Origin of the sequence: Pseudomonas paraversuta, from assembly GCF_904067025.1 — a bacterium.
Lineage (GTDB): Bacteria > Pseudomonadota > Gammaproteobacteria > Pseudomonadales > Pseudomonadaceae > Aquipseudomonas > Aquipseudomonas paraversuta.
Window position 1 is genome coordinate 3,765,284 of record NZ_CAJFDA010000001.1, and the last position, 12,351, is coordinate 3,777,634.

Below are 12,351 nucleotides of genomic sequence, written 5' to 3' on the forward strand. Positions count from 1 at the left end.
TCAGTCGGCATTTCGCGGCAGGTACAAAGTGACCCGCAGCCCGCCGACGCGCAGGTTCTGCAGACTGACTTCGCCCCCATGGCTATGGGCGATGCTGCGGGCAATACCGAGCCCCAGACCATAGCCCTGCTGCTGCCCGGCCAGACGAAAGTGCGGTTCAAATACTTGTTCCAGACGCTGCTCCGGTACGCCCGGGCCCTCATCGTCAACGGTCAGAACGAAGGCGCGCTCATTGTCATCAATGCGCAGGTGAGCATTTTTTCCGTATTTGAGTGCGTTATCTATCAGGTTGCCCATGCAGCGACGCAGGGCCAGGGGCTTGCCCGAGTAAGGCTTGAGGGCTCGCCCCTGTAACGTCACACGGCCATTTCCCTGGGGCAATAAATAAGGCTCTATCAGACAATCGAGTAACAGATTGAGGTCCACCTGCTCGATATTTTCGTGAATATCGGTGTCCTTCACACATTGCAGTGCACCTTTGACCAGCAGCTCGAGCTCATCCAGATCGCGGCCAAACTTGTGCTGCAGTTGCTCGTCTTCAAGCAACTCGACCCGCAGCCGCAGGCGGGTGATGGGGGTACGCAAATCATGGGAGATGGCACTGAACAACTGGCTGCGCTCCGTCAGATAACGGCTGATACGGGCGCGCATGGTATTAAAGGCCCGGCCGACTTCCACCACTTCGCTGCCGCCACCGATTTCCACCGGCTTGAGCTTGTCCTCCCCCAGCGACATATCCCGCGCCGCCCGGGCCAGACGCTTGAGCGGGCGACTTTGCCAGTGCACCAGCAGTCCGATAAACAACAGCAGGAAGATGCTGCTCAGGGCGATAAACCACAACTGCACGGCCGGCAGGCCTTCCTCCTCAAGGCTGGTATAGGGTTCGGGCAACAAGGAGGCGATGTACAGCCACTCGCCGGGGGCCATCTGAATTTGCGTCACCAGTACCGGCGGATTGACCGGCTCCAGGGTCAAGGCGAAATGCGCCCAGGAACGCGGCAACTCTTCGAGCCTCATGCCGGCATTGAAGATGCGCAAGTCCCGGGGGCTGACAAATTGCACGGTCATGTCGACATCAGCCCCCAGGGACTGGCGCAACACTTGATCCACCGCGCTGAGCACCGCCTTTTTGCGCTGGGTCGGCTGCAGCACCGGCATCTCCAGCGGCTTGTCATTCAAGCTTACGAAGAACCGCGTACCGCCCATGCTGCGCATCTGGTCGAGCACCATGGGCCGGTAGGCCAGGGGTAGTGACCGCAAGTACGTCACCGTGGCATTCATCGAATACGCCAGGCTGCGGGCACTGGTGACCAGGCCTTCGAGCTGGGTGGTACGCAATTGCGAAAGCCAGATGGCGCTCGATAGCGTCTGCGCCAGCAAAATGGCAAGCAGGGTGAGTAACAGCATGCGCCCGAGCAATGAACGGGGGATACGGACTTGTGGCCGGAATTTAAAGGCCATGGACGGCGCTGACCTGGGCCGCCAGCTGATAACCGCTGCCGCGAACGGTGCGGATCAGCCGGGGAGGCTTGTCGGTGTCACGCAAGCGTTGGCGCAAGCGGCTGACAGCCATGTCGACGATGCGGTCCAGCGGCATCAGATCCCTGCCGCGGGTTGCGTTGCCGATGGTATCGCGATCGAGGATCTGTTGCGGGTTGTCCAGAAACAGCTTGAGCAAGGCGAAGTCTGCTCCCGACAAGATCACTTCTTCCCCGTCGGTATGAAACAGGCGATGGGTCACAGTGTTCAGGCGCCACTCATCAAAGGCCATGACCTCGTTGCCGGCCGTCACATTGACGCTGGAAAACTGCGCCCGGCGCAGCAACGCCTTGATCCGCGCCTGAAGTTCACGGGGGCTGAAGGGCTTGCCCAGGTAATCGTCTGCGCCCAGCTCCAGGCCAATCACCCGGTCAGCCTCGTCGGAGCTGGCAGTGAGCATGATGATCGGGATTGTGGCAAAGCGCGGGTGTTGCCGCACCCAGCGGCACAGGCTGAAGCCATCTTCATCGGGCAACATCACATCAAGTATCAGCAGATCGCCGGGTGTGTCTTCCAGCGCCTGGCGAAAGCCGGCACCGTCACCCACGGTACGTACCTGAAAACCGGCTCGGGTGAGATAGATATCAAGCAGTTCACGAATGTCCTGGTCATCGTCGACCAGCAAAATTGATTTGCCGAGTGCGCTCACAGCGATGTTCCTTATTGTTTTTTACCCCCCCTTGATGCAGGCGCGGGGTTGCTGACGACAGTATCGCTGCGGGTGTTCAGCCGAACGCTTGCTGCAACGCCACCCCCGCACCGATCAGACCCGAGTAAGGGGCAGTGACCAGCCACACGGGAATACCCCTGAGGTAGTCACTCATGCAGCCCTTGTCAGTGAAACTTTGGGCAAAGCCGCTGGCCAGAAAAATATCGGCAAAGCGCGGGATCACCCCGCCTACGATATACACCCCGCCTCGTCCGCCGACGGTCAGCACATTGTTGCCCGCCACTCGCCCCAACCAGCAACTGAACTGCTCCAGCACCTGCAATGCCAGCGGGTCTCCAGCCAGGGCCGCAGCGGTGATGGCATGGTCACTGTCCAGCACCGGGGTATGGCCATCTACCGCACAGATCGCCCGATAGACGCGGGGCAAGCCGCTGCCGCTCAAAACGGTTTCGGCACTGACATGCCCGATGTCGTTGTAGATGTGCTGCCACAGCTGCACTTCACGCGGGTTGCTCATGGGCAGATCAACGTGACCACCCTCCCCCGGCAACGCCATCCACTGCTCGCCCCCCAGGTTGAGCAGAGTCCCCACCCCAAGGCCGGTGCCCGGGCCAATCACCACTGCCGGCCGTGCCGGGTCAGGAGTGCCGGGGCAGACCTGACGCACATCTTCGGGTTGCAAGCGGGTCATGCCCAGCGCCATGGCGCTGAAATCATTGACCAGCAAGAGATTGTCGACCTGCAACGCCTGGCAAAACGCCGAACGGCTCAGACGCCAATGGTTGTTGGTGAAGCGAAACTCATCACCGCTCACCGGCCCGGCCACGGACAAACACACCGAGCCGACCGCCCCCGGGGCCAGTTGCAGATCGTGCAGGTAAAGCCTGATGGCGTCTTCCGGGCAGACGAAGTCCACCGTGGCCAGTACGCGGACCGAATGCAGCTGGTCGTTTTCCCACAACGCAAAGCGTGCGTTGGTCCCCCCGATATCACCGACCAGCGCCAGTTTCATTTCAAGTTTTCCAGAGACGAGGTGAAGGTACTTGCGCCCTGCTCAGCCGAACTGAAGGCCTGACGCATAAACGCAAACAGCTCGCGCCCGGTACCCACGGCATTGCTCAAGGTGCCGATCGCCGGAGTGCGCGCTGCGAATTCTGCCTCATCCACCAGCAGTTGCAATGTGCCTTTGACCCCGTCGACCCGGATCATGTCGCCATCCTGAACCCGGGCCAGAGCGCCACCAATCGAGGCTTCGGGGCTGACATGAATCGCGGCCGGGATTTTGCCCGAGGCGCCCGACATCCGGCCGTCGGTAATCAGTGCCACCTTGAAGCCACGGTCCTGCAAAACGCCCAGAAACGGCGTCATTTTGTGCAGCTCGGGCATGCCGTTGGAGCGCGGGCCCTGGAAGCGCATCACCGCGACAAAATCATGTTCCAGCTCACCGGCCGCAAACGCGTCGGCCAGCTCTTGCTGATCCTGGAAGACCCGGGCCGGGGCTTCGACAATTTGATGCTCGGGTGCCACCGCCGATACTTTCATCACGCCGCGCCCCAGATTGCCTTCCATCACCCGCAGCCCGCCCTCTGCCGAGAAGGCACGGGCCACAGGCCGCAAAATGGATTCATCCAGGCTTTCAATCGGGCCTTCACGCCATACCAGATTGCCATCTACCAGGAACGGCTCGCGGGTGTAGCGGCTCAGCCCAAAACCGGCCACGGTATTGACGTTTTCGTGGAGCAAGCCGGCCTCGAGCAGTTCGCGAATCAGGAACGCCATACCGCCCGCGGCCTGGAAATGGTTGATATCGGCCTTGCCGTTCGGATACACGTGGGACAGGGTTGGCACCACCTCGGACAGGTCGGCCATGTCTTGCCAGGTCAGCTGGATACCCGCGGCCATGGCAATTGCCGGCATGTGCAGGGTGTGGTTGGTCGAGCCGCCCGTGGCGTGCAGCGCCACAATGGAGTTGACCAGCGAACGCTCGTCGACGATCTCGCCCAACGGCATGAAGTTGCCGTTTTGCTTGGTCAAACGGGTGATCTGGTGCGCGGCTTCCCGCGTCAGCGCATCACGCAATGGGGTGTAGGGGTTGACGAAGGAGGCGCCTGGCAGGTGCAGGCCCATGACTTCCATCAACAACTGATTGGTGTTGGCGGTGCCATAAAACGTGCAGGTGCCGGGGCTGTGGTAGGACTTCATTTCCGATTCCAGCAGCTCTTCGCGGCTGGCCTTGCCTTCGGCGTAACGCTGGCGCACGTCGGCTTTTTCTTTGTTGGAGATCCCCGACGGCATAGGCCCGCCCGGAACAAAGATGGTCGGCAGATGACCAAAGCGCAGCGCGCCCATCAGCAAGCCCGGAACGATCTTGTCGCAAATCCCCAGCATCATCGCCGCATCGAACATGTTGTGCGACAGCGCCACGGCCGTCGACAAGGCAATCACTTCACGGCTCAGCAGGCTCAGCTCCATCCCCGCCTCGCCCTGGGTCACACCATCGCACATGGCCGGGGTACCGCCGGCAAACTGGCCGACCGAGCCCATTTCACGCAGTGCCTGCTTGATTTGCTCCGGAAAATGCTCGTAAGGCTGATGCGCCGACAGCATGTCGTTATATGACGAAACAATTGCGACGTTGGCCGCGTTCATCAGCTTCAGGTTGTTTTTATCATCCGCCCCGCACCCGGCTACGCCATGGGCAAAGTTGGCACATTGCAGCTTGCCGCGTTGCGGACCGTCACTGGCGGCCCCGCGAATAAGCGCCAGATACGCCTCGCGGGTAGCTCGACTGCGGGCAATAAGACGCTCGGTGACTTCAAGAACGCGGGGATGCATGTGTTGAACTCCAGGCTAACGGATGTGGCGACCGGGACGTGTCCTATGCTGATCGAAGGGCGCAGACACGCGACTTCAATCATTCGGACCCGTTGATTCAGGTCACTCGTTGTAGATAAAACAAAATATTGCCACTTAAATGGCTTGTTTTCTATTTTTATGCGAATAATCTTGTAATTCCAACAACAAATCGATGGCGGACGCTTTCCATGACTCTACGAATCGCAATCAATGGCTTTGGCCGAATCGGCCGCAACGTCCTGCGTGCACTGTATACCCAAGGCTACCGTCAGGACCTGCAGATCGTCGCCATCAACGATCTGGGCGACAGCTCGATCAATGCTCACCTGCTCAAGTTCGACACGGTTCATGGCACTTTCGACGCAACGGTCGAGCATGATCAGGAAAGCCTGACCGTCAATGGCGACCGCATCGCCGTCACTGCCATTCGCAATCCCGCTGAACTGCCTTGGGCCGCCCTGAAGATCGACGTGGTGTTTGAATGTACCGGCCTGTTCACCGAACGCAGCAAAGCCGAGGCACATATTAGCGCCGGCGCCCGCAAAGTGATCATCTCCGCCCCGGGTAAAAATGCTGACGCGACGGTGGTCTACGGGGTAAACCACGACATCCTGCGTCAATCGCACCAGATTATTTCCAATGCCTCATGCACCACCAACTGCCTGGCACCGGTAGCGCAAATTCTGCATCGCGAATTCGGCATTGAAAACGGCCTGATGACCACCATTCACGCCTACACCAACGATCAGAACCTGACCGACGTTTACCACTCCGACCCTTACCGCGCGCGCTCGGCCACCCAAAACATGATCCCGAGCAAAACCGGCGCCGCCGAAGCCGTGGGTCTGGTGCTGCCTGAACTGGCCGGCAAGCTGACCGGCATGGCCGTACGGGTTCCGGTGATCAACGTGTCACTGGTGGACCTGACCGTTGAGCTCAAGCGTGAAGTCAGCGCGGCCGAAGTCAATGCTCTGTTCAAAGAGGCCAGCCAACACTCCAAAGTCCTGGGGTACAACACCTTGCCGCTGGTTTCGAGCGACTTTAACCACAATCCGCTGTCGTCGATCTTCGATGCCAATCACACCAAAGTCAGCGGCAAAATGTTGAAAGTGCTGGCCTGGTATGACAACGAATGGGCGTTCTCCAACCGTATGCTCGATAACTGCCTGGCGCTGTGTAACGCGGAGTAACGCGATGATCGGTATCAGCTTCACCTCGGCCCCCCTGGCGGCGCGCAAGCGTATCGCCCTGGTGGCTCACGATCACTGCAAGGGTTTCTTGCTGGACTGGGCCGAGCGGCACAAAACAGTGCTCAGCCAGCACGAGCTGTGCGCCACTGGCACCACGGGTTTGCTGTTAAGCCAACGCCTGGGCTTGCCGATCGAAAGCATGATCAGCGGCCCATTGGGTGGCGACCAGCAGGTCGGCGCGCGGATCGCCGAGCAACGGGTCGACATGCTGGTGTTTTTCTGGGACCCCTTCGAGCCCCAGCCCCACGATCCGGATATCAAGGCACTGCTGCGGGTAGCCGCGGTGTGGAATATTCCGGTGGCATGCAATGAGTGCAGCGCCGATTACTTGATCAGCAGCCCATTGATGAGCCAGCCCCACGAGCATCGCATCCCCGATTACAGCGCCTATCTCAAGGGGCGCGTGTAAGGCACCAGCACCTCATCCACACTGTGGGGGCTGGCAAGCCAGCTCCCGTAGATGGAAAAGGCCTCACAGATTCTCCCCCGCACAAAACAGCACTTGACCAAAGGCATGGATGATAAGCATTATCATTCGCTAAAAATCGGTCGGGTAACACAGTGAGTCAGTCCCGCTTCAATCAAGTCTTCCTTGCCCAACGGGTAACCCTGCTGCGCACGCTGGAGCGAATGGTCAATAACCACAGCACCGCAGAGGATCTGTTGCAGGAGACCTATCTGCGCGTGACCCGGGCCTTGAGCGAACGAGCGGTCGAGCATCTTGAGCCATTTGTGTTCCAGACGGCGCGCAACCTGGCCCTTGATCATCTGCGGGCACGGCGCATCCAGTCCCGGACAGTGGTTGAAGATGTACCGATTGAAGTCATCGAGGGCGTTGCCTCTCCCCTCAGCACCCCCGAAGAAGCCCATCAAGCCGCACAATTACTGGAGCGTTTGAGTGTGAGCCTGAGCCAGTTAAGCGCACGCCAGCAGCGAATTTTCATCCTCAGCCGCCTGCATGGCTGCAGTTATCAAGAGATCGCCGAAGAGCTCGACGTCTCATTGAGTACCGTCCAAAAGGAACTCAAATTGATCATGGCAATCTGCATCGGGGTAGCCGACAGGCTGAGTCGGCCTTAATCTTCACCCTCGAAGCCTGCAAAAATGTCCTGAGACTGCCAAGGAACATCTGTGACAGACACTCACAAATCCGCTCAAGAGGTGCTGCAAGACAGCGCCATGGATCAGGCACTGGACTGGCTGATTACCCTTGAGTGCGCAAACGATGCGCAAAAGTCAGCCTTCAATGACTGGCTGAATGCCGACCCGGCCCATGCCCGGGCCTATGCCAAAGCCAACGCCGTGTGGAACGGGCAGCCGTTGCTGGCCGCGGCCCACACCCTGCAAACCCGCCGTGCTCCCGGGGTGATGCGCCGCGTCAGCCGGTACTGGAAACACGCGGCAGCCGCTGCCGTGCTGGTGATCACCGTGGGTGGCTACAGCAACGTGCCCTTACGTCTGCAAGCCGATCACCTGACCATGGTCGGCGAACGCCAGCGCCTGCAGCTCGAAGACGGCTCGAAGGTGCTGCTCAACACCAACTCGGCGTTTTCCAGCAAGCTGGTCAATGCCCAGGGCAATGCTCGCCTGTATCAAGGCGAGGCATTTTTTGAGGTCCCGGCCAATCTGGAATTGCCGATGCTGCTTGACGCCGGTCCGGTACGCGCCAGCGTGCGCGATTCCGCCTTCGCCGTGAGCTACTTCAATGGCGAAGCCCATGTGCGGGTACAGCGTGGCGATGTTGAACTGCGGGTAAAAAGTGCCGGCACACAAATGCGCTTGTCTGCCGGCAATAGCGTGAGCATCGGCCCCAACGGATTCGGCCAGCCCGTCAAGCTCAACCCACAGACTGACCTCGCCTGGGTTCAGGGTCGTCTGGTATTTGAAAACTGCCCGATGGGCAAAGTGCTGGACGAAGTCCGGCGCTATTACCCCGGCTGGATCCTGAGCAACAACGACAAACTGGCGAACGTGGCGGTGACCGGTAATTACCGGCTGGATCAGCCCCTGGACATTGTCCGCTCCCTGGCCCACATCACCTCGAGCAGCCTTTCGGAATACCCGGCGCTGGTGATCCTGAATTAACCAGCCCGATTAATTGAATATTTTTTTACTCGATAGCCAGGGGCCATACGTCTCGTTGTAGTCAATGCAACTGATTCGCATTTTGAATCATGTTCGCAACTATAAGATTCGTTCACCACGGAGCGCTATCAATGCCCACTCGTTTCAACCGCCGGTCCTCCTCCAACGCCCGTTCGGGCGGCTTGCAGCAATGCACGTTGTCGTTGTTGACCGTCGCCATGTTCCTGGCCGGTGTGCAAGCAGCCCCGGCCATGGCCGCGACCGATGAGCCAGCAGCCACCCGCTCCGTGGGCAATTACAAGTTTGCAATCTCCCAGCAGCCATTGGTGTCGGCGCTCAACGCTTTTACCAGCGTGACCGGCTGGCAGGTCGGCTTGCCGGCCGAGCTGGGACAGGATGTTTCCTCACCGGGGGTACGTGGCTCCCTGTCCCCGGAGAAAGCGCTGGATCGCCTGCTGATCGGTACTAACCTGGGCTACCGCAAGCTGAGCAACAACAACATCGTGCTCGAAAAGCGCAGCAACAGCAGCGGCACCCTGGCCCTGCAACAGGTGACCATCAGCGCCACCCGCCAGGAACAGGACGTGAACTCGGTCCCCAGCACTATTTCCGTGCATGACCGCCAGGAACTCGACCGCCAGAACGTCAACACCATCAAGGAACTGGTGCGTTATGAACCCGGTGTTTCGGTGGGCGGCACCGGCCAGCGTGGCGGGGTCAGCGGCTATAACATTCGCGGTATTGACGGTGACCGGATCCTGACCCAGGTCGACGGCGTCGAAATTCCGGACTCGTTCTTCAACGGCCCCTACGCCAAGACCCAGCGCAACTATGTCGACCCCGAAATCGTAAAACGGGTTGAAATCCTCCGTGGCCCGGCGTCGGTTCTTTACGGCAGCAATGCCATTGGTGGCGCAGTCAGCTATTTCACCCTCGACCCGGATGACATCATCAAACCGGGCCAGGATGTCGGGGCACGTCTGAAAACCGGTTATAGCTCCGCCGATCGCAGCTGGCTGAAATCCGGCACCGTGGCCGGCCGTGCAGGTGACTTTGACGGCTTGCTGCACCTGAGCCAGCGCGATGGCCACGAAACCGAATCCTATGGCAATCATGGCGGCACCGGCCTGAGCCGCACGGCCGCCAACCCCGAAGACGTGAAAACCACCAACGTGCTGGCCAAGGCAGGCTGGAACTACAACGATGACGATCGTCTGGCCTTCACCTACGAAAAATTCAAGAACCGGATCGACGCCAATGAAAAAAGCGCAGTCGGCGGCCCCTTCAACCAGGGCCAGCCACTGGGCATGTATCGCTCGCGCACCGGTACCGACACCGTCAGCCGCGAGCGTTTCGGGCTCGAAAACAGCATGGTTGTTGATAGCGTCGTGGCCGACAACCTCAAGCTGAGCCTGAACTACCAGACCGCCAAGACCGACCAGAACACCCTGGAAGACTACTTCCCCTTCACCCGCAATGTGCTGCGCTCGCGCAATACCACCTACGAAGAGAAACAGTGGGTGCTGGACGCCCAGGCAGATAAAGCCTTTCAGATCGCTGACACCGATCATTTGCTGACCTACGGTGCCACCGTCAAAAACCAGAAAGTCACCGGCTCGCGCAGCGGTTCGGGGGTATGTCTGGCCGTCGGCAGAGGTTGCACGGCTGTGGGCGCCAACAGCCCAAGCGACTATCTGGTCAAATCCAGCGATTTCCCGGACCCGACCATCAACACCTACAGCCTGTTCGCCCAGGACGAAATCAGCTGGAACGACTGGACCTTCATGCCGGGGCTGCGCTACGACTACACCAAACTCACGCCACACATCACTCAGGAGTTCCTCAATACGGTGGCCGCCGCTGACAAGAGCAGTGTCAGTGACAAGGAGAAAGTCTGGCATCGCCTGTCGCCCAAGTTCGGCCTGACCTACGCCCTGAGCGAGGAGTACACCTGGTACGGCCAGTACGCCGAAGGTTTCCGTACACCTAGCGCCAAAGCACTGTATGGCCGGTTTACCAATCTGGGGGAAGGCTATTCGGTTGAGCCCAATCCGGATCTGGAGCCGGAAAAAAGCAAAAGCTTCGAAACCGGGCTGCGCGGCACTTTCGATGCCGGTTCATTCGATGTTGCCGTGTTCTATAACAAGTACCGCGACTTCATCAATGAAGATGCGATCACCCCCGGCTACGACGAGCTGACGTTCCAGAGCAACAACATCAAACACGCCACCATCAAGGGTGCCGAAATCAAAGGCCGCTTGAATCTGGATGCGTTCGGTGCACCCCATGGCCTGTACAACATCGGCTCGGTGGCTTATGCCCACGGCAGAAACGACGACACCGGCGAGCCGATCAACAGCGTCAACCCGCTTAAAGCAGTGCTCGGCCTTGGCTACGAGCAAGAGAACTACGGTGCTCTGGTGAGCTGGACCCTGGTTAAACGCAAGGACCAGGTCGACGACAGCAACTTCTTCTCGCCCGACGGCACCAGCACCCAGTTCAAGTCCCCGGGCTACGGTGTGATCGATCTGTCCGGCTTCTACAAGGTCACCCGGGACGTCACCGTCAACGCTGGCCTGTACAACCTGACCGACAAGAAATACTGGAACTGGGATGATGTTCGCGGCTACGACAGCGTAGGTGAAGCCGGGGTCATCAACCCCGCCAACATGGACCGCCTGACGGCCCCGGGCCGCAATTTCGCTATCAATCTGGTGTGGGATATCTGATCCCGAGCCCCATTGCGCAGTCCATTCAGGCTGCGCAGTGAGGATTTTTTACTGTGACGCGTCTTCTGGTTCGTCTAGTTACAAAGCGCATCTCATTCTCAAGGACATTTGCATGAATACTCCAGATTCCGCACAGCGCCCGACCCTGCGCTCGCAACGCCTGAACCAGATCACCAACGAGCCGCACCAAAAGCTCGACGCCCTGGTCAAGGCACATTCGCCCTTTGCAACCGTGCCTAACTTTGCCCGTTTTGTTGTGGCCCAATACCTGTTTCAGTCAGAACTCAAAGCCCTGTACACCGACCCGGCCCTGAAAGAAATCGTTCCGGATCTGCCAGAGCGTTGCCGTGCCGAGCAAGCCAGGGCCGATCTGGCCGACCTCGACACTGCAGTCCCTGCACCTGTTGCCGGCGCAGTGACCGCACCGAGCAAAGCCGAAGCCCTGGGCTGGATTTTTGTATCCGAAGGTTCCAAGCTCGGTGCCGCGTTCCTGATCAAGCGTGCTGTTGGCCTGGGCCTGAGCGACACGTTCGGCGCTCGCCATCTGGGTGAGCCTGCAGGCGGCCGCGCCGAAGGCTGGAAGAGCTTCATCAGAACCCTCGACGGCCTGGATCTCAGCACCGAAGAAGAAGCTGAGCTGGACAAGGGTGCAGTGGCCGCCTTCGAACGCTTCACCGTATTACTGGAACACGCTTACGCTGCTGAACCGGAACTGGCTTAAGCTTGACCTGCCCGGCCGGCACTCGCTGGCCGGGCGTCCTTTCATGCGTCTTGAGCTTATGACCCGCCAAACTCAATCCTCGTCGAAAATAGCTCGCGTGCTGTTTGGCCTGCTGGCCTACGTGAGCCTGGGCATTGGCCTGATCGCAATAGTGATTCCCGGCCTGCCGACCACTGAATTCATTCTGCTTGCGGCCTGGGCCGCGACCAAAAGCTCACCACGCCTGAGTGCCTGGCTCGAGAACCATCGTTTGTTTGGCCCGATTCTGAGCAACTGGCGCAACGGCAAAATCATCCAGCGCAAAGCCAAAGTCAGCGCCACGGTCAGCATGCTGCTCTGTGCCGGGCTGATGCTGTATGTGCTGGATCACGACTGGCCCGTATTCCTCGCCATTGCCGGCATGAGCATGGGCAACCTGTGGATCTGGTCCCGGCCAGAGCGCCTGCCCAAGGCAGCTACCGCCCCGCAGAACCACTGACCCGCAACCCTGGTGGAAGGCCG

General features: G+C 59.5%; 11 protein-coding genes. 7 read left to right on the plus strand and 4 right to left on the minus strand.

Translation table 11 applies throughout. From position 1 onward, the window contains the following. From JQ848_RS17105 to edd, 4 genes are all read right to left on the minus strand, one after another. Complete coding sequence (locus JQ848_RS17105; protein ID WP_003440701.1) at window positions 1-1,461, minus strand: ATP-binding protein; 1,461 nt, start codon at window positions 1,459-1,461, stop codon at window positions 1-3. Continuing rightward, a complete protein-coding gene (locus tag JQ848_RS17110; protein ID WP_003440699.1) occupies window positions 1,451-2,188 on the minus strand; it encodes a response regulator in 738 nt (245 codons plus the stop codon). The genes JQ848_RS17105 and JQ848_RS17110 overlap by 11 nt, the downstream gene beginning before the upstream one ends. A 76-nt stretch (window positions 2,189-2,264) precedes the next feature. Continuing rightward, the gene (locus tag JQ848_RS17115; protein WP_003440697.1) at window positions 2,265-3,221 is read right to left on the minus strand and encodes a glucokinase; all 957 of its coding nucleotides are present in this window, start codon (window positions 3,219-3,221) and stop codon (window positions 2,265-2,267) included. Then, window positions 3,218-5,044, minus strand: coding sequence for a phosphogluconate dehydratase (gene edd / locus JQ848_RS17120; protein WP_003440689.1), 1,827 nt, complete (start codon window positions 5,042-5,044; stop codon window positions 3,218-3,220). Before edd ends, JQ848_RS17115 begins: the two co-directional genes overlap by 4 nt. Window positions 5,045-5,253: 209 nt before the next feature. On the opposite strand from edd, the gene gap reads away from it, so the two are divergent. The 7 genes from gap to JQ848_RS17155 all read left to right on the plus strand — a co-directional run bounded on the left by gap (window position 5,254) and on the right by JQ848_RS17155 (window position 12,328). Further along, window positions 5,254-6,255 (plus strand): type I glyceraldehyde-3-phosphate dehydrogenase, encoded by a 1,002-nt coding sequence (gene gap, locus JQ848_RS17125; protein ID WP_003440686.1) that lies wholly within the window; start codon window positions 5,254-5,256, stop codon window positions 6,253-6,255. Between the two features lie 4 nt (window positions 6,256-6,259). Further along, window positions 6,260-6,724 (plus strand): methylglyoxal synthase, encoded by a 465-nt coding sequence (locus JQ848_RS17130; RefSeq protein WP_003440683.1) that lies wholly within the window; start codon window positions 6,260-6,262, stop codon window positions 6,722-6,724. Window positions 6,725-6,876: 152 nt separating this feature from the next. Further along, window positions 6,877-7,395 (plus strand): RNA polymerase sigma factor, encoded by a 519-nt coding sequence (locus JQ848_RS17135; RefSeq protein WP_003440680.1) that lies wholly within the window; start codon window positions 6,877-6,879, stop codon window positions 7,393-7,395. A 99-nt stretch (window positions 7,396-7,494) separates the two neighbouring features. Further along, window positions 7,495-8,400, plus strand: a complete 906-nt coding sequence (locus tag JQ848_RS17140; RefSeq protein WP_235972523.1) for a FecR family protein — start codon at window positions 7,495-7,497, stop codon at window positions 8,398-8,400. Window positions 8,401-8,531: 131 nt separating this feature from the next. Further along, window positions 8,532-11,129 carry a TonB-dependent receptor gene (locus JQ848_RS17145; protein WP_161718024.1) on the plus strand — a complete coding sequence of 866 codons (2,598 nt, stop codon included), beginning with the start codon at window positions 8,532-8,534 and terminating at the stop codon, window positions 11,127-11,129. Between the two features lie 112 nt (window positions 11,130-11,241). Continuing rightward, window positions 11,242-11,850, plus strand: coding sequence for a biliverdin-producing heme oxygenase (locus JQ848_RS17150; RefSeq protein WP_003440671.1), 609 nt, complete (start codon window positions 11,242-11,244; stop codon window positions 11,848-11,850). A gap of 58 nt (window positions 11,851-11,908) precedes the next feature. Further along, the gene (locus tag JQ848_RS17155) at window positions 11,909-12,328 is read left to right on the plus strand and encodes a YbaN family protein (protein WP_051060445.1); all 420 of its coding nucleotides are present in this window, start codon (window positions 11,909-11,911) and stop codon (window positions 12,326-12,328) included. The last annotated feature ends 23 nt before the right edge of the window (window positions 12,329-12,351 follow it).